At 56.0% G+C, this 16,848-nt stretch carries 15 protein-coding genes; 9 read left to right on the plus strand and 6 right to left on the minus strand.

All coding sequences use genetic code 11. The annotated features are described in order from the left end of the window. Positions 1 to 50: 50 nt before the first annotated feature. Positions 51 to 1,496: a magnesium transporter gene (gene mgtE / locus H7A79_RS14020; RefSeq protein ID WP_187000566.1), complete on the plus strand. Its 1,446-nt coding sequence runs from the start codon at positions 51 to 53 to the stop codon at positions 1,494 to 1,496. A 136-nt stretch (positions 1,497 to 1,632) separates the two neighbouring features. Next, positions 1,633 to 3,672, plus strand: a complete 2,040-nt coding sequence (recG, locus tag H7A79_RS14025) for an ATP-dependent DNA helicase RecG (protein ID WP_187000567.1) — start codon at positions 1,633 to 1,635, stop codon at positions 3,670 to 3,672. Between the two features lie 25 nt (positions 3,673 to 3,697). Here recG and H7A79_RS14030 read toward each other — a convergent pair whose 3' ends face one another. From H7A79_RS14030 to argS, 3 genes are all read right to left on the minus strand, one after another. Continuing rightward, positions 3,698 to 3,877 (minus strand): hypothetical protein, encoded by a 180-nt coding sequence (locus tag H7A79_RS14030; RefSeq protein WP_135034063.1) that lies wholly within the window; start codon positions 3,875 to 3,877, stop codon positions 3,698 to 3,700. 657 nt (positions 3,878 to 4,534) lie between these two features. After that, complete coding sequence (locus H7A79_RS14035) at positions 4,535 to 5,467, minus strand: hypothetical protein (protein WP_187000568.1); 933 nt, start codon at positions 5,465 to 5,467, stop codon at positions 4,535 to 4,537. A gap of 177 nt (positions 5,468 to 5,644) precedes the next feature. Beyond that, entirely contained in the window at positions 5,645 to 7,363 is a 1,719-nt protein-coding gene (gene argS / locus H7A79_RS14040; RefSeq protein ID WP_187000569.1) for an arginine--tRNA ligase, read from the minus strand. 829 nt (positions 7,364 to 8,192) lie between these two features. Here argS and H7A79_RS14045 point away from each other — a divergent pair. Next, a complete protein-coding gene (locus tag H7A79_RS14045) occupies positions 8,193 to 8,321 on the plus strand; it encodes a hypothetical protein (RefSeq protein WP_256359850.1) in 129 nt (42 codons plus the stop codon). Here H7A79_RS14045 and H7A79_RS14050 read toward each other — a convergent pair. Beyond that, positions 8,300 to 9,037 carry an excalibur calcium-binding domain-containing protein gene (locus H7A79_RS14050; protein WP_187000570.1) on the minus strand — a complete coding sequence of 246 codons (738 nt, stop codon included), beginning with the start codon at positions 9,035 to 9,037 and terminating at the stop codon, positions 8,300 to 8,302. The genes H7A79_RS14045 and H7A79_RS14050 overlap by 22 nt on opposite strands. Before the next feature lie 255 nt (positions 9,038 to 9,292). On the opposite strand from H7A79_RS14050, the gene pxpB reads away from it, so the two are divergent. The 4 genes from pxpB to H7A79_RS14070 all read left to right on the plus strand — a co-directional run bounded on the left by pxpB (position 9,293) and on the right by H7A79_RS14070 (position 13,250). Next, the gene (gene pxpB, locus H7A79_RS14055) at positions 9,293 to 9,946 is read left to right on the plus strand and encodes a 5-oxoprolinase subunit PxpB (protein WP_187000571.1); all 654 of its coding nucleotides are present in this window, start codon (positions 9,293 to 9,295) and stop codon (positions 9,944 to 9,946) included. Then, positions 9,943 to 10,875 carry a 5-oxoprolinase subunit C family protein gene (locus H7A79_RS14060; RefSeq protein ID WP_187000572.1) on the plus strand — a complete coding sequence of 311 codons (933 nt, stop codon included), beginning with the start codon at positions 9,943 to 9,945 and terminating at the stop codon, positions 10,873 to 10,875. The genes pxpB and H7A79_RS14060 overlap by 4 nt, the downstream gene beginning before the upstream one ends. Next, complete coding sequence (gene pxpA, locus H7A79_RS14065; RefSeq protein ID WP_187000573.1) at positions 10,865 to 11,602, plus strand: 5-oxoprolinase subunit PxpA; 738 nt, start codon at positions 10,865 to 10,867, stop codon at positions 11,600 to 11,602. The genes H7A79_RS14060 and pxpA overlap by 11 nt, the downstream gene beginning before the upstream one ends. A 454-nt stretch (positions 11,603 to 12,056) precedes the next feature. After that, positions 12,057 to 13,250, plus strand: a complete 1,194-nt coding sequence (locus tag H7A79_RS14070) for an NRAMP family divalent metal transporter (protein ID WP_187000574.1) — start codon at positions 12,057 to 12,059, stop codon at positions 13,248 to 13,250. A 186-nt stretch (positions 13,251 to 13,436) separates the two neighbouring features. Here the strand turns inward: H7A79_RS14070 and H7A79_RS14075 are convergent, their stop codons facing one another. Beyond that, the gene (locus H7A79_RS14075; RefSeq protein ID WP_187000575.1) at positions 13,437 to 13,595 is read right to left on the minus strand and encodes a hypothetical protein; all 159 of its coding nucleotides are present in this window, start codon (positions 13,593 to 13,595) and stop codon (positions 13,437 to 13,439) included. 402 nt (positions 13,596 to 13,997) lie between these two features. On the opposite strand from H7A79_RS14075, the gene H7A79_RS14080 reads away from it, so the two are divergent. Then, a complete protein-coding gene (locus H7A79_RS14080; RefSeq protein ID WP_135034071.1) occupies positions 13,998 to 14,840 on the plus strand; it encodes a class II glutamine amidotransferase in 843 nt (280 codons plus the stop codon). A gap of 453 nt (positions 14,841 to 15,293) precedes the next feature. On the opposite strand, the gene H7A79_RS14085 is transcribed toward H7A79_RS14080, so the two are convergent. Then, complete coding sequence (locus tag H7A79_RS14085) at positions 15,294 to 15,944, minus strand: IS1595 family transposase (protein ID WP_186999880.1); 651 nt, start codon at positions 15,942 to 15,944, stop codon at positions 15,294 to 15,296. Between the two features lie 148 nt (positions 15,945 to 16,092). On the opposite strand from H7A79_RS14085, the gene H7A79_RS14090 reads away from it, so the two are divergent. Further along, positions 16,093 to 16,824 carry a transferrin-binding protein-like solute binding protein gene (locus H7A79_RS14090; protein ID WP_187000576.1) on the plus strand — a complete coding sequence of 244 codons (732 nt, stop codon included), beginning with the start codon at positions 16,093 to 16,095 and terminating at the stop codon, positions 16,822 to 16,824. Positions 16,825 to 16,848 lie beyond the last annotated feature (24 nt).

Raw genomic sequence — 16,848 nt, forward strand, 5'->3', positions numbered from 1 at the left:
AACCATCCCGCCCGAATACTGCCCCCGCGCTTCAGGCGGGCGGAGTATTTATGAGCATCGAAGCAAATTCCCCCGAAACTGCCGAAACAGACAAAGCCGCACGGGTGCCGCTCGACATCGAACGCGTGCACGCGCTTGCCGAAGTGCTGCTGCCCGTTGCCGAGCAGATTGAAAACAATCTGCCGGTTGAAGACGAAACCTTAAACGCCCGGTTGGTCGAGTTGATTGCCGTGCTGCACGAGCTGCACCCTGCCGATGTGGCGGCGGTGCTCGAATCGCTGCCGCCCAAAGAACGCTCGATGGTGTGGCACCTGGCCTCGCCCGAAGAAGACGGCGAAGTGCTGCTGGAAGTTTCCGATGCGGTGCGCGAAACGCTGATCGAGTCGATGGACAAAGAAGAGCTGCTCGCCGCCGTTGACGATTTGGACGCAGACGAGCTGGCCGAGCTGGCAGACGGCCTGCCGCACCAGGTGGTGTATGAAGCACTGCAAACCCGCGATGCCCAAGAGCGCGCGCAGGTGCGGGCGGCGATGTCGTATGCAGACGGCCGGGTTGGCGCGGTTATGGACTTCGAGCTGGTGAGTATCCGCGCCGATGTGGCCTGCGAAGTGGTGTTGCGCTACCTGCGCCGTTTTGAGAGGCTGCCCGACCACACCGATAAAATTTTCGTGGTAGATGAAAACGATGTGCTGCAGGGCGTGCTGCCGATACGCAAGCTGTTGGTGGCCGACCCCGAAGAGCAGGTGGAAAACGTGATGGCCACCGATGTGGTGCGCTTCAGCCCCGAAGACGATGTTGAAGAAGCCGCGCAGGCGTTCGAGCGTTACGATTTGGTAACCGCCCCGGTGGTGGACGGAAACCAAAAGCTGATCGGCCGCATCACCATCGATGAGATGGTAGACGTTATCCGCGAAGAGAGCGAAGCCGATATGTTGAACATGGCCGGTTTGCAGGAAGAGGAAGACCTGTTTGCGCCGATTTGGGATTCGGTGAAAAACCGCTGGGTGTGGCTGGCCGTGAATCTGTGCACGGCCTTTGTTGCCAGCCGCGTTATCGGCGCGTTTGAGGGCAGCATCGAAAAAATCGTGGCACTGGCCGCGCTGATGCCGATTGTGGCGGGTATAGGCGGCAACTCGGGCAACCAAACCATCACCATGATTGTGCGCGCAATGGCGGTGGGGCAGATTTCCGGCGTGCAGGCGCGGCGGCTGCTGAAAAAAGAAGTGGGCGTGGCGCTGGTAAACGGCCTGATTTGGGGCACGGTGATGGGCGTGGTTGCATGGCTGCTCTACAGCAGCGCAGGCATAGGCTTCGTGATGGTGGCCGCGATGACGCTCAATCTGCTGCTTGCTGCCACCGTGGGCGTGCTGATTCCGGTGGCGATGGAGAAAGCCGGCCGCGACCCCGCGCTGGGCAGTTCGGTGCTGATTACTGCGGTAACCGACTCGGGCGGTTTTCTGATTTTTCTGGGGCTGGCAACGATGTTTTTATTGTGATGCACGCATGGCGGGCAAAAGGCCGTCTGAAAGCCTATTTTCAGACGGCCTTTTCTATACCCTGCGGATACCGTTGGCAATGAAAAATCGTTTAAAATGGCCGCGCCTGCCGCTTTCAATTCATTGGATTCACTGTATGAACCCCGAACACCAAAAGCTGCTCAAAATCAACGATGCCGCCGCCAAGAGGCTCGCCAAGCTCAATCTTTGCACGCCGTGGGACATGGTGCTGCACCTGCCGCTGCGCTATGAAGACGAAACACACATCATGCCGATTGCCGATGCGCCGGTCGGCACGCCGTGCCAGGTGGAAGGGGAAGTGGTTCATCAAGAAATTCAGTTTAAACCGCGCAAACAGCTGGTTGCGCAGATACGCGATGGTTCGGGCGGCGTGCTGCATCTGCGCTTTATCCATTTTTACCCCGGCCATCAAAAGCAGCTCGCGGCAGGCAAACGCATCCGCGCGGTGGGTGAAATCAAACACGGGTTTTACGGCGATGAGATGATACACCCGAAAATACGCGATGCCGAAAGCAGCAGCCTGGCCGAAAGCCTCACGCCCGTGTATCCCACCGTTAACGGCCTCAACCAGCCCACGCTGCGCCGCATCGTTCAGGCGGCCTTAGACAGCATTCCCCTTCACGATACCCTGCCAAACGAATTATTAGGCCGTCTGAAACTGCCGCATTTGGCCGAAAGCCTGCGCCTGCTGCACGCGCCGCCGCCGAGTTTCACCGTTCGGCAGCTTTCAGACGGCACCCTGCCCGCCTGGCAGCGGTTGAAGTTTGACGAGTTGCTTGCGCAGCAGCTTTCGATGCGGCTGGCGCGGCAGAAACGCATCAGCGGGCAGGCCGGGCCTTTGCGCGGCACGGGCGAATGGTCGCACAAACTGCTCGCCGCGCTGCCGTTTGCGCTTACCGCCGCCCAGCAGCGCGTATTGGCCGAAATCCGCACCGATATGCAGCAGCCCCACCCCATGCACCGCCTGCTGCAAGGCGATGTGGGCAGCGGCAAAACCATCGTGGCCGCGCTGTCGGCACTCACCGCCGTTGAGGCAGGATGCCAGGTGGCGGTGATGGCGCCCACTGAAATTCTGGCCGAACAGCACTACGCCAAGTTCAAACAATGGTTCGAGCCGCTGGGTTTGAGCGTGGCATGGCTCTCCGGCAGCCAGCGCAAAAAGGCCAAAGAAGCCAATAAAGCCGCCATTTCAGACGGCCTCACCCAAATCGCAGTCGGCACACACGCCCTGTTTCAAGACGATGTTGAATTTCAAAATCTCGGTTTGGTGATTGTCGATGAGCAGCACCGTTTCGGCGTGGCGCAGCGTTTGGCCTTAAAAAACAAAGGGCAGGATGTGCACCAACTGATGATGTCGGCCACCCCCATTCCGCGCACGCTGGCCATGAGCTTTTTCGCCGACCTTGATGTTTCGGTGATTGACGAGCTGCCGCCCAACCGCACCCCGATTAAAACCCGCCTGGTGAACAGCGCGCGCCGCGCCGAAGTGGAAGGGCTGGTGTTGGGCGCATGCAAAAAAGGACAGCAGGCCTATTGGGTTTGCCCGCTGATTGAAGAAAGCGAAACCCTGCAACTGCAAACCGCCACCGAAACCCTGCAAACACTTCAGACGGCCTTGCCCGAACTGAACATCGGCCTGGTGCACGGGCGCATGAAACCTGCCGAAAAAGCCGCCGTGATGGCTGAATTTATCTCAGGCCGTCTGAATGTGTTGGTGGCCACCACCGTGATTGAAGTGGGCGTGGACGTGCCCAACGCCAGCCTGATGGTGATTGAGCACGCCGAGCGCATGGGCCTGGCGCAACTGCACCAACTGCGCGGCAGGGTGGGGCGCGGCGCCGCCGCCAGCTCCTGCGTGCTGCTGTTTGCCGAACCATTGAGCGACTTGGCCAAAGCGCGCCTGAAAGTGATTTACGAGCACACAGACGGCTTTGAAATCGCCCGCCAAGATTTAACCATACGCGGCCCCGGAGAATTTCTCGGCGCCCGCCAAAGCGGTGTGCCCATGCTGCGCTTTGCCAATCTTGAAGAAGATTTGCAGCTTTTAGAGCAAGCCCGCGAAACCGCTGCCCTGCTGATTGAAGAGCGGCCGGACATCGTTGAAGCACATTTAAACCGCTGGCTCTCGAGCAGGGAAGGGTATTTGGGGGTGTGAGCGGCGCCGGGGCAGCCCGGTGTGTTCAATCAAGCAGGGCAGGGGATTGGGGGTTGCGGGCAGGCGGCGGGGCGGATAAATTTTTCGCCGTGTTTTGAATGTTGAAAGGGTCTGAGCCGTCTGAAAAAGCCTGCCGATGCAAATCTTTCAGACGGCCTGAAGTTTTTTGATGCGGATAAGGTTTGCAGCGCGGCAGCACGGGCATGACAGAAAGGCCGCCGTACGGCACACGGTTACCCCGTGTGCCGGGTCGGCTGTTTAGTACCCAAACCCCGCTGAGGTTTTTGCAAAAATCTCTGAATGCCGTCTGAAAACGGATAACGTTATTTGCTTTGCCATTCCGCCGGCGGCGAAGGTGCGGCGGACTTGGGAAGCTTATGGCGGCGGATAAATTTTTTGTGATGTTTTTTTGAATATTGCGAAAGCCGCAGGCCGTCTGAACAATCTGCTCGATGCAGATTTTTCAGACGGCCTGAAGTATTGCAAAAGCCGGGTGGTTTACATTTTTTATACCAAACGGCCTGTGTTTTCAAACGGCCCGGGGCGGTTCGTGATTTTCGGCTTTTTAAGCATTACGCGGCTTTGCTGCGTTTTCGGGCATTTGTGGCCTTTCGAAACGCCAAAACGGGCCTTCGGGCAGAAAACGGAAAAGTGTAAACGATGCGGGGTTTTCTGCATCTGAGGCCGTCTGAAAGATTTGGGAAACGGCTTGATGCCGTTACGGCGGGTATTTTCCCAAAAAAGGCCGTCTGAAAATCTGTTCAGACGGCCTTATATTGCACCCAAGAAACGGGGTGCATGTTTACATGCTTTTCAGACGGCCTTTGCCGGCCGAGCGGTGGTTTTCGACTCAAGCCCCCGCTTATTGGGCGGCTTTTGCACCCACCACGCCTTCCCATGCGTTTCGGCCTTCGTGTGATGCGTGGCCGGTGAGCACGCTGCCGTTGCGGCCGTAGAGACCGCCGTTGAATGTGCCGTTGAATTCCCGCCTGCCGCCGTCCGAGCCGCTGAAAAACAGATGGCCGGCAACAGCGCCCCGTTCGTCAACCGCCACTCGGTTGCTGCTGTTGGCCGCACGCTCTCGGTGCAGCGTCCATAAGCCGCCGTTGCGGTCGTGAATGTTGAGAGACATGGTTTTTTCTTTGCCGTAATAGCGCGCGGAAACGTCTGCTTCCAGAATTTCGGCAGGGGCGGCGCGGTAGCGGTAAAGCATATTGCCCCGATAGCTGATTTCTTCCAAGCCTTCGGGGCGTTGGCGTTTGCTTTCATCGGCATCCAGCAGGCCGAAATAAAGCTGCTGCGAGCCGTCATACTCGCCGAAGTCGTTTTTCAGCGGCTTGTTCACCAGGGCATAGCCGTAATAGCCGATTAAGCCGCCCGCGCTGTCGCGCAGGGTTCTGGCTTCATGTTTGATGAATTGGTTTTCAGGGTTGAGCAGGGTCAATTCGATTTTTTTATCGCGGTCGTTCAATACCAGTTTCATTAAATCTTCGCCTTCAATGCCGTTTTGCGTGCGCAGTTGCAGGCGCTTGAATACTTCGGCATCGGTTTCGGGCATCTGCTCTTGCTGTGCGGGCGGTTGCGGGTTGGGCGGTTCGGGCGCAGCCACGGGCGGTTCGGGTTGTTTTGCCACGGGTGGTTCTTCGGGCTGCTTCGCTACGGGCGGTGCGGGTTGCGCTGTTTTGGGATTGGGCTGGGGCATGGCGGTCGGCTTGGAACCGCCGCTGCCGCAGGCAGACAATGCCAGCGCGGCCAGTAAGGCCGGTAGGTATTTCCGATGGAGTGTCGTTTTCATCGTAATGTCCTTTTGATTAAATCAATGCTTTGAAATAAAAGAAAAAAATAAAACCGGCATCATTCTTACGGTTTATGTTTAACATATTAATATTATACGCTTTCCGTATAAATATGTTGTATAAATTTCAGAATAATGCCGGTTGTGATTGTGGTTGTTGTATTTTTAGGGCTTGGCCTACATCACTTCCAAAGTTTCGATACCCAACAGTTGCAAACCCTGTTTCAACGTTTCGCCGGTTAATGCCGCCAGCTGCAGGCGGGTGTTGCGGGTTTGGCCCTCGGCTTTCAGAATCGGGCAGGCTTCGTAAAAACGGGAAAACAGTGCGGACACTTGATAGAGATAAGCAGCCAGATAATGCGGGTAGGATGTGTCGGCGGCATTTTGCAGCACGTCTTCAAATTTCAGCAGCTCCACCGCTAATTGTTTTTCGAGCGGTTGGTTTAAGGTTAAAGCGGCGGTTTTATCCCATTCTCCGGCTCTGCGGAACACGCTTTGTACGCGGGTGTAGGCATATTGCAGGTAGGGCGCGGTGTTGCCTTCGAAGTTGAGCATCAAATCCCAGTCAAACATATAATCGCTGGTGCGGTTTTTGCTCAAATCGGCGTATTTCACTGCGCCGATGCCGACAGTGCGGCCGATTTCCGCTGCTTCCTGCGCGCCCAGGCTGCTGTTTTTCTGCCGAACCAGGGCGGTGGCGCGTTCCACCGCTTCGCTGAGCAGTTCGGCCAGTTTTACCGTGTCGCCCGAGCGGGTTTTGAACGGTTTGCCGTCTTTGCCCATCATGGTGCCGAAGCCGATAAAGTCGGCCTGCACGTTTTCGGGCAGCCAGCCGGCTTTGCGGGCGGTAACAAAGAGCTGCTCGAAATGCAGTTTTTGGCGGGTATCGACCACATAGATCAGGCGGTCGGCTTTCAGACGGCCGACACGGTAGCGCACACAGGCCAAATCGGTGGTGGCATAGAGAAAGCCGCCGCCTTGTTTCTGCACGATAAAGGCGGCGGGATTGCCGTTTTGATTGTTGAATTCGTTGAGAAACACTACTTTGGCGCCGTTATCGTCCACCGCCAGGCCTTTTTCGCCCAATTCGTTGATGATATTGTGTAAATCACCGTTATAAATCGATTCGCCCGCCACATCTGCGGGGGTGAGCAGCAAGCCCAGTGTGTCGTACACATTTTGCGCGTGGCGCAGGGAAATCTCGACAAACTGCTTCCATAAAGCCAGCACGGCTTCATCGCCGCTTTGCAGCTTCACCACATATTCGCGGGCGGTGTCGGCAAAGGCAGCGTCTTCATCGAAGCGCACTTTGGCGTTGCGGTAAAATTGTTCCAAATCAGAAAGTTGGAATCCGCTGTTGTGTTGCTGCCGTTCGACCATATAGGCCACCAGCATGCCGAACTGGGTGCCCCAGTCGCCGACATGGTTTTGGCGGATAACGCTGTGCCCCAAAAAGCCGAGAATGCGGGCGATGCTGTCGCCGATGATGCTGGAGCGCAAATGGCCGACATGCATTTCTTTGGCGAGATTGGGTGATGAATAGTCGATGACCACGGTTTGCCTGTTTGCTGCTTCGGCCACGCCGCAACGCGTGCTGTTTAAGGCCGTCTGAAGGTTTTTGGCCAGAAAGTCGGCACTCAGGCGCAGATTGATAAAGCCGGGGCCGGCCACTTCGGCGCTGTCGATTATGGGGCTGCCTGCGAGCGCGGCGGCCACTTTCTGCGCCAATTCGCGCGGGTTCTGCCCGGCCTGCTTGGCCGCGCCCATCACGCCGTTGATTTGGAAATCGCCGAAATCGGTGTTTTTGGCGGGCTGCAAAATCACCGGGGCGCCGGCAATACCGGCAGCGGCAAAGGCTTGTTCGGCTTGCCGGGAAACGGTTTGGTGTAGGTTCATTTAAATTATGCCCAAATAGATTAAACCAGATAGATTAAATAGGTGAAGGCCGTCTGAAACGGCCTGCGGGTTTGGGCGTTATTTTAAAAGAAATCAGCGCGGGATTGTAGCTTTTCCCACAGGAGTGCGGCTTTTTTCGGGCGGGCGGCGGCACGGAAGGGCGGCAGTTTTGCGCAGGCGGTTGGCTCCGTTTGAAAATTTACGACTCTGCTATACCTTGCCGTTATCATCAAAAATATAATCGTAAGTTGGAGCCGTCTGAAAATCTCCGGCTCTGCAATACTCCCACACGGTCTGTACCCCCGGCCGGTAACGGCACTGCGGGAGACTTTTGTAAAAATATCTCAATAGGCCGTCTGAAAGGCCGGAATACGGTTATCAGTTTCGTAAGCCCATTGCGCTTCCGTGCAGGCGAAAATCTGGCTTGAATTTTTCAAATTGCTGAAATAAAATGTTTTTTTGCTTTTTTAGATATGAACTTCTACCGCCGGAATGGCGGGCGAAAAAACGTTTGGTGGTGTTTCTTTGGGTTTGGCACAGGCTTCAAGGCCGTCTGAAAGGGCGGCAGCAGGTTTTCTTTATTCTGATGCGGCGCTTGGGCTCGGAGAGAACGGTTTGGCAAGCTGCTGCAAGGCAGCAGAATAGGTTTGACTGACGGTGTTTCCGGCCGGCCGTTATATATCGGAAATGAGTGGGTTTGCGGTAGGAAAAGTGTCCCTTATCCGAAACTTGAATCGGCCACCGCCGCTTTTGGCATGATGCTTTTTTATCGGGTTTTGAAAAGCAAAAAATATCGGATAAAGGCTTGGGCGGGAGCGGGTGTTTTAAGATGTCGGCAACGGCTTATCAATGCTTCAGGCCGTCTGAAAGCGGGCAGACGGCTTTCAGACGGCCTGTGCAGATTTTCGGGGTGCCGCTGCACCGGGCGGGCGGTGGTTACGGTTTGCGCCGGTTTTGATCCCCGATATGATCGTCAAACCATTTCAAGCCTTTATCGGCTTCGCCGGCGCGTTTGGCCGATTCGCGGCTGATTTCGGCAGCAAATTGTTCTTCGCAGGGAATGCCGTCTTTATCGCCGTCCATTTTGACATTGGGGCAGTGGTTCAAAAAGAATTCGGCTTCTTCGTAAGACTTCATTTGCGAGCAGTGTTCCCTGCCGTCGCAGGTGAAGGCGGTTGTTACGGCGGCCTGTGCCGCCGCTTTCGGGCTGCGGCGTTTTTCGGTTGCCTCCACCGCTTCTTTCCAGGCTCGGCGTTCGGCCAGCATTTTTTCGGCAACTTCGTCTACCACAACGGCGTTGTTGGTTTGGCCGGCGCGGTAGGTCTGCCAATAATCCAAGCCGTAATAGCCGGCGGCACCGAGCAGGGGGATGCCGACCAACGCGGCGGCCATACCGGCGAGCCAGCGGTTCAGGTTTTTGGGGGAGTTTTCGTTTGGTTCGGCTGCTGCCGCAGCGGGTTGGCGGCGGTTGAGGTATTCGATGTTTTTGGCTTCTTCGGTGCCGCGCTGGTTGCTGACGATTTCAAACGATACGGTTTCGCCGTCTCTCGGCGGCGGATTTTCGGTTTCAAATTCGCCGATATGGGCGAAGATTTCCGCTTTGGTTTGTTCTTCTTTGATAAAGCCGAAGCCGAGTTCGTAGTCCCAGCGCATGATGGTGCCGTGGTAACGCATATTTTCCCTTTATTGATATTGTTTGGCAGGAGGCTCGAAGAGGGCGGTTTTGCAAGCCGCCCTGCATCGGTTTGAATTGAGCCCGCCGTTGTTATGCAATTGAGCTATTTTATAGGAAAGCGGTTTAAAACACATCATTTTTTTGGTTATTTTAAGGGGGGGTGAAACGTTTTTTCAGGCGGCCTTGACAAACCTATTGAAAAGGTTAATATAAAATTACTACATAAAACTACAAAACAGAATACGGTGATGGTTATGTCTGCAATCGAGATTGTTCCAATCAGCGAATCTGCGCTGGCCTGTGTGTTGACGCCGCCTGCGGAGTTGCCGAAACAGCAGCGGTTGTGGGCGTTTGCCGATGCGGTGCAGGCTCTGCCTGAAACAGAAGAGGCGGTAACGGGTATGAATAATTTAACGGTGTTTGTGCGCCCGGATACCGATTTGCAGGCGTTTTCAGACGGCCTTTGCGCATTGTGGGCGCAAACCGGCGCGGGCAGGGGCAAACAAGGCCGGCATGTGCGTATCCCCGTGGTTTACGGCGGCGAGTTCGGCGAAGATTTGGCCGAGGTGGCGGCTTTCCACCAAACTTCCCCCGAAGAGATTGTGCGCCGCCACACCGAGCCTGTTTATACGGTGTTTATGATGGGTTTCCAGCCGGGGTTTCCCTATTTGGGCGGGCTGCCGGAAACCCTGCACACGCCGCGCCGCGCCGTGCCGCGTATCAAAGTACCAGCCGGGTCGGTGGGCATAGGCGGCAGCCAAACGGGCGTGTATCCGTTTGCTTCGCCCGGCGGCTGGCAGGTTATCGGCCGCACCGATGCCCCGCTGTTCAGGCTGGATGCCGACCCGCCCACCCTGCTGGCAGCGGGTGATACGGTTGAGTTTGTGGCAGAAAGGATTTTGCTATGATGTATGTGGCTGAGGCTCAGGCAATGGCCCACATCCAGGATTTGGGGCGTTACGGTTTGCGCCGCTACGGCATCGGCCATGCGGGCGCAATCGATACGCTGTCGCTGCGCGCGGGCAATCTGCTGCTGGGCAATCCCGAAGGGGCGGCGGCGGTGGAAATTGCTTTGGGCGGCATGAGTGTTTCGTTTGACCGCGATACGCCTTTCTGCATCACCGGTGCGGTTTACGAGGCGCAGCTCGGGGGAGAGCCGGTTTATTCTTATTGGCGTTATACCGCGCACAAAGGGCAGACGCTGAAACTGATACGTGCCGTGCAGGGCATGTATGGCTATTTGTGTGTGCAGGGCGGTTTCAATGTGCCGCAGGTGCTCGGTTCGCGCAGCACCGATTTGAGGGCGGGTTTCGGCGGCTTTGAGGGGCGGTGTCTGCGCAAAGGAGATGAAGTGCCGCTGCTTCGGCGCAGCGGTGCGCAAGCCCGCTGTGTGGGGATTGCGCCGCCCACGCCTTCACACCGCATCCACGCGCTGCCTTCATCGGAATACGGCGCATTCACCTGCCGCTCGCATTCGGTGCTGTGGCAGAACGCGTGGACGCTGCAAAGCGGCAGCAACCGCATGGGCTACCGCTTCGAAGGCGAAACGCTCGAATTGGCAGAGCCGCTCGAAATGCTGTCGCACGCCGTACAGTTCGGCACGGTGCAGGTGCCGCCGGGCGGCAAGCCGATTATTCTGATGGCCGATGCGCAAACCACCGGCGGCTATCCGAAAATTGCCTGTGTGGCAGCGGCCGATTTGGGGCGGCTGGCACAAATCCGCTTTGGCAGCAAAATCTTCTTCAGAATGATTGCACCGCATGAAGCCGCGCAACTGCAACGCCGCAATCAGGCTTATTTAAACCAGATTAAAAGGATAGCCGAAAATGTATGTTGATTTGAACGCCGATTTGGCCGAAGGCTGCGGCAATGACGGCGCATTGATGCAGCGGGTGTCATCGGCAAACATCGCCTGCGCCCTGCACGCGGGCAGTGCCGCAGACATGCAGCGCGCGCTTGCCTGGGCAAAGCAATACGGTGTGCGCGTGGGGGCGCATCCCGGCTACCCCGACCGCGAAAATTTCGGCCGCACCGCGATGACGCTGCCTGCCGCCGAGCTGCGCGCCTGCCTGCAATACCAGCTCGGGGCACTGCAGGCATTGTGTGATGCGGCAGGCGTTCAGACGGCCTATGTGAAGCCGCACGGCGCGCTATACAACCAGGCAGCTGCCGATGCCGCATTGGCGGAAACCGTGGCCGATACCGTGCGCCGTTTCAACCCCGGTTTGAAACTGATGGCGCTTTCCGGCAGCCTGCTGCTGGAGGCGGGCAGGGCGGCGGGTTTGGGTGTGATTTCGGAAGTATTCGCCGACCGCCGCTACCTGCCGGACGGCAGGCTGGTGCCGCGCAACTGCCCCGATGCCCAAATAGAAAGCGATGAAGAAGCCATTGCGCAGGTGTTGCAGATGGTGCGCGAAGGCAGCGTAACCACGGCAGACGGCAGCCGCGCAGCGGTGCAGGCCGACAGCATCTGCCTGCACGGCGACGGTGCGCACGCCCTTGAGTTTGCCGATAAAATCCGCGCGGCTTTGTGTGCGGAAGGCATTGCGGTCAAGGCCGTCTGAAAGGCTTGATTAACGGCTTTTTATGGCTTCGGAATGTAAACGGTTTTCAGGAGGAATATGGTAAGGCAGCAGGCAGTGCCGGCGCTTCCATATTGACGGTAAGCGGTTCGTCCGAATACTCAGTAAAATCCGGCTTATTAAGCAAACCATTTGTTTTAGAGGGAAAGTTTCTAGAAATCGGCGTATTGCGTATTTTTTTATATTTTATTCGCATTTTCCATAACTATCGCGCGTTCACTTGATTTTGTTCAGCTTAAAGAAAGCCCATAGGGTTATAAATGTCGGTTCAGACGGCTTATATGCTATAAATATTGCCATAGAAATATCATATAAACAGTAGGTTGGGATTCCAATACAATGACCTGTCGAAATATCAACATCAGGTGGTTGTGTTTTTATTCATACGATGAAAACAAGGTTGCAACAAACCGCAATACAATCAAGGAGAAATATCATGCCCTCAAATTCTAACCGCCGCAATGCGCTGATCGGCGCGGCTTTCTTAATGGCCACTTCGGCCATCGGCCCGGGTTTTCTCACCCAAACCGCCACATTCACGCAAAGCCTGCTGGCCAGCTTCGGCTTTGTGATTCTGGTTTCCATCCTGCTCGACATCGGCGCGCAGTTGAATATCTGGCGCATCATCGCCGTGTCGGAACAATATGCGCAGGATATTGCCAACCGCGTGTTTCCCGGTGCGGGTTATTTTCTCGCCTTGCTGATTGTGATGGGCGGGCTGGCATTCAATATCGGCAATATCGGCGGTGCGGGGCTGGGCATCAATATTCTCACCGGGCTTTCGCCCGAAACGGGCGCGATGGTCAGCGGCGGCATCGCCGTGGGCATTTTTCTGTTCCGCGAAGCGGGCAGGGCGATGGATAAGTTTGCGCAGATAATGGGCTTTATCATGATTGCGCTCACGCTCTATGTGGCCTGGCGCGCTTCGCCGCCGCTGGGCGAGGCCGCGCTGCGCACGTTTGTGCCCGAAAAACTCGATGCCGTGGCCATCGTTACGCTGGTGGGCGGCACGGTGGGCGGCTACATCACCTTTGCCGGTGCACACCGCCTGCTCGATGCCGGCGTGAAGGGCAGGGATGCGCTGCCCGAAGTAAACAAAAGCTCGGTGTCGGCCATTCTGATTGCCTCGGTGATGCGGGTGGTGCTGTTTTTGGCCGTGTTGGGCGTGGTGTCGCAAGGTGTGGCGCTCGACCCGCAAAACCCGGCGGCAACGCCTTTTCAGTATGCGGCCGGCCACGCCGGGCTGTTGATTTTCGGTGTGGTGATTTGGGCGGCTTCGATTACATCGGTAATCGGCGCGGCCTACACTTCGGTGTCGTTTATTGCCGGCTTGAGTCCGTCTATCGAGAAAAACAAAAACAGATGGATTATCGGCTTTATTTTGATTTCCACGCTGGTGTTGGCCACGGTGGGCCGCCCCGCACAGGTTTTGGTGTTGGTGGGCACGCTCAACGGCCTGATTCTGCCGATTTCGCTCGGCCTGATTCTGCTGGCCGCCTACCGCGCCGATATTGTCGGCACCTACCGCCACCCGAAATGGATGACCGCCGCCGGCATCGTGGTGGTGGTGCTGATGGCGGTGTTGAGCGCCATCACGCTGGTGCGGTATATCGGCGGCCTGGCCGGTTGAAACCGCCGCCCCGGGCAGGATTGCCGGCACCACAGGCCGTTTGAAACACAGGCCGTCTGAAAAAAGTTTCAGACGGCCTTTCGGCTGGGCAATGCCGATTCGCCGCTGCCTTGCCCGCAACCCCGATTGTTTGGTCAAACCATATTGCACCAAGCCCTCGCTGCTTTGCCGGCCGCATTGTGCCGGCTATATCAACAGCCCCGCCGCTTTGCCGCCATACGGCGTTTGGGTTGGTGGCAATGCGGCGGATTGCGCGCGGCTTGGAATGAAACACAGGCCGTCTGAAAAAAGTTTCAGACGGCCTTTCGGCTGGGCAATGCCGCCCTTTGCTTTACCCGGCCGCACTGCGCCAGGCTCCCGATGCTTTGGCTGCCGCATGGGGCGGGTGGTGCCGTAATGTTTGCCGCGTGGAGTAAATAATTTGTTTGAAATTGGTTCAACCGGGTCGAGCCGCAGGGGTTTGGTTGGCGGTGTGGAATGAAATTGAGGCCGTCTGAAAAAGTTTTCAGACGGCCTTTCGGCTGGTTAATGCCGCCTTGCCGCTGCCTTGCCCGCAATCTCAGTTGTTTTGCCAAACCATATTGCGCCGGCCGTCTCCCGTATCCTTGCCAAATTGTTGTGCCCGGCCGTTTTGCCCGCGCAGAGGGGGATTCTGCGGCACTTTTAAAAAAAGCCGTTTTGCCCCACAATACCGTTTCGGCCGCCCGGCGGGGCGGTAATGTTTTATAAAACAATAAGGCAAACATTATGTGCCAACTGCTCGGCATGAACTGCAACACCCCTACCGACATCGTGTTTTCATTCGAAGGCTTCCGCCGGCGCGGCGGGCTCACCGACCACCACGCCGACGGTTTCGGCATCGGCTTTTTCGAAGGCCGGGGCGTGCGCCTGTTTCATGACGACAAACCCAGCGCCGATTCGCCGGTGGCCGATTTGGTGAAGGCCTATCAAATCAAATCGGAAAACGTGGTTGCCCATATCCGCAAAGCCACGCAGGGGCAGACTTCGCTGGCCAACACCCACCCGTTTATGCGCGAAATGTGGGGCGGATACTGGCTGTTTGCCCACAACGGCCATCTGAAAAACTTTGCTCCCGAACAGGGCGGTTTTTACCGCGCGGTGGGCAGCACCGATTCGGAGCGCGCGTTCTGCCATATTTTAGAACAATTGCGCCGCCGCTTTTGCGAGCGGCCTGATGAACATGCCCTGTTTGACGCGGTGGCGGATTTAACCGCCGCCATCCGCACACACGGGCTGTTTAATTTTGTGATGTCTGACGGCGAATATCTGTTTGCCCACGCCAGCACGCTTTTGCACTATATCGTGCGCAAAGCCCCGTTTGGCGAGGCACACCTGATTGACGATGATGTGAAGGTTGATTTTGCCGCCGTTACCACTCCCAACGACAAAGTGGCCGTGATTGCCACCCTGCCGCTCACCGGCAACGAAATCTGGCAGCAGTTGGCCGTAAACGAGCTCGTGATGTTCCGCCGGGGCGATATTGTGCGCCGCCGCCTGCCTGAAAATCCCGTGTATATGCCGGTGGAAGAAGGCTTGGCTGTTGCCCGTGCGGCCGGCGTGAGCGTTTGAAGCACGCCCCGGTTTAAAATTTTGAAACCGTTTGCAAAGGCCGATACCTTTGCAAAAAAATCTTAATGCCGTCTGCAATGCTTCAGCCCCGCCATTGGTTTCGCAAGCCCGCTGTGCGGGAATGGCGATGGTTGGATATTTCAGACGGCCTGAATGAATTTTGAAAAGGCCTCTGGCCGTCTGAAAATCTGTTCAGACGGCCTTTTTGCCGGGCGGCACAGCCCGCAGGGGCAATATGGCGGATCTGCTTTTTTTGGCGGCGGCGGAGCCGGTTTTGTGCAGCCTGCTTTGCCCGCAGTTTGCCGCCTTGTGCCGGAAATGAAGCCGGTTTGCGGCAGCCGCCGGCAATACAGCCCCTGGCAAAGCGGCCGCAACCCGCATGATGCCTGCGCCCGGCGTATACCGATAATTAAAAAGCATATGCAATATTGATTTAGGGGCTGTCCTAGATAACTAGAACAAATCCTGCTTTACTAATTGTTTTAAAATAGAAATTTGAAATTTTATCTCACTGTTGTTAAAACGCCATTCACACTCTTTCAAATACAGTTCAAAATGCTCTTTGGGAATGCCGTTAAACTTGCGTAAATGGCGTTTTGCTTGGTTCCAAAAGTTCTCAATTCCGTTAATGTGATTTTGTCGCTCAGCAAAATGTGTGCTGTGATTGATCCGAAAATGTGAAAATTCGCTCACATCAAGAACGTCATAACTTTTGTAACAATCGGTATAAACAATGCTGTCAGGCTTCACTTGCTCGCGGATAATTGGCAATAAAGTCGCAGTTTGTGTATTGGGTACGGCAACGGTGTAAACCTTACCATTACGCTTCAAAAGCCCGAATACAGCCACTTTGCCAGCCGCACCGCGACCACGTTTGCCTTTGCGTTGTCCGCCAAAATAGCTTTCATCAACTTCTACTTCACCATCAAGCATTTCCAGATGCGGGCTGTTGTGATAGATAAGTAAGCGCAAACGGTGGAAGTAATAGGCAGCGGTATTTTTATTGACGCTAACTAATTGCGCCGCTGTGCGGGCGGTAACACCTGCAACAAATAGTTCAATCAGTTTGTTTTGCTTGTACTGACTTAAACGACTTTTTCTCATAGGGATTATTCTAACCTGAAGTTAAATTTCCCTAGTTATCTAGTACAGCCCCTTGATTTATGCATTACAAAATAGTAAGATAACATTATGGTTGAGCCAAAAGGCGGCTGCTTTGAGGCTTTCCTGTAAACTTTTTTAGGAGACTGGAATGATGAGCAAAAAATACATTAACCTGCCTGCCTTGGCTGTTTTCTCTGCTTTGGCTTTAGCCGCTTGCGGCGGCGGAGGCGGCGGCAGCCCCGACACCGGCAGCACGCCCACCCCGCCTTCCGCCGCCAACCCCGGTGCCGGCTCTCCGGGAGTCGGCCAAAACACCGTGGGCGGCGTGCAGTATATCTCGGGCGCCACCACCAACGATTTGAAAAAATTGGTTGTAAACGGCCAAACCATCGACCTCTTCCCGGCGTTCCCCAACAGCAGCATCACCATAGGCCCTGCCGGCATATTTAACTACAACGGCGAAATCACCGGCGGCTCCGCGCTCACCCGTTTCGGCAACCGTACAATTAACGGCCAAACCGTAGTGTTCGCCCAAGGCACCGAGCCCACCGCCAATATGCCGCAAAGCGGCACCGCCACCTATGACGGCAGAGCCGTGTACGGCATGAACGGCAAATACACCACCGCAACTTCCAAAGCCCTGGTGGATTTTGCCGCGAAAAAAATCGATGTTACCCTTTCAGGCATTGAAAAACACGAAGCCTTCACCGCCCCTGCATCACTGAAATTCGGCGGCAGCATCAGCGGCAATACTTTCAGCGGCACCCAAAACGGCGTGGAAACCAAAGGCGCTTTCTACGGCAATAACGCCGCCTATGTTACCGGCACGTTCCGTAACACTGCCGATAACGCTAACGGCGCATTCGGCGGCGCACGCTGAGTTTGCGGCGCAAAGCCTAATGCC

Source organism: Neisseria musculi (genome assembly GCF_014297595.2).
Taxonomy (GTDB): domain Bacteria; phylum Pseudomonadota; class Gammaproteobacteria; order Burkholderiales; family Neisseriaceae; genus Neisseria; species Neisseria musculi.

What these genes read in the sequence shown, in the direction of transcription:
- recG (WP_187000567.1), top strand. Translation starts at nt 1,633, where the DNA reads ATGAACCCCGAACACCAAAAGCTGCTCAAAATCAACGATGCCGCCGCC.
- H7A79_RS14045 (WP_256359850.1), top strand. Translation starts at nt 8,193, where the DNA reads ATGTCGGCAACGGCTTATCAATGCTTCAGGCCGTCTGAAAGCGGGCAG.
- H7A79_RS14070 (WP_187000574.1), top strand. Translation starts at nt 12,057, where the DNA reads ATGCCCTCAAATTCTAACCGCCGCAATGCGCTGATCGGCGCGGCTTTC.
- H7A79_RS14080 (WP_135034071.1), top strand. Translation starts at nt 13,998, where the DNA reads ATGTGCCAACTGCTCGGCATGAACTGCAACACCCCTACCGACATCGTG.
- H7A79_RS14090 (WP_187000576.1), top strand. Translation starts at nt 16,093, where the DNA reads ATGATGAGCAAAAAATACATTAACCTGCCTGCCTTGGCTGTTTTCTCT.
- H7A79_RS14050 (WP_187000570.1), bottom strand. Translation starts at nt 9,037, where the DNA reads ATGCGTTACCACGGCACCATCATGCGCTGGGACTACGAACTCGGCTTC.
- mgtE (WP_187000566.1), top strand. Translation starts at nt 51, where the DNA reads ATGAGCATCGAAGCAAATTCCCCCGAAACTGCCGAAACAGACAAAGCC.
- H7A79_RS14030 (WP_135034063.1), bottom strand. Translation starts at nt 3,877, where the DNA reads ATGCCCGTGCTGCCGCGCTGCAAACCTTATCCGCATCAAAAAACTTCA.
- H7A79_RS14085 (WP_186999880.1), bottom strand. Translation starts at nt 15,944, where the DNA reads ATGAGAAAAAGTCGTTTAAGTCAGTACAAGCAAAACAAACTGATTGAA.
- H7A79_RS14060 (WP_187000572.1), top strand. Translation starts at nt 9,943, where the DNA reads ATGATGTATGTGGCTGAGGCTCAGGCAATGGCCCACATCCAGGATTTG.
- pxpA (WP_187000573.1), top strand. Translation starts at nt 10,865, where the DNA reads ATGTATGTTGATTTGAACGCCGATTTGGCCGAAGGCTGCGGCAATGAC.
- pxpB (WP_187000571.1), top strand. Translation starts at nt 9,293, where the DNA reads ATGTCTGCAATCGAGATTGTTCCAATCAGCGAATCTGCGCTGGCCTGT.
- argS (WP_187000569.1), bottom strand. Translation starts at nt 7,363, where the DNA reads ATGAACCTACACCAAACCGTTTCCCGGCAAGCCGAACAAGCCTTTGCC.
- H7A79_RS14035 (WP_187000568.1), bottom strand. Translation starts at nt 5,467, where the DNA reads ATGAAAACGACACTCCATCGGAAATACCTACCGGCCTTACTGGCCGCG.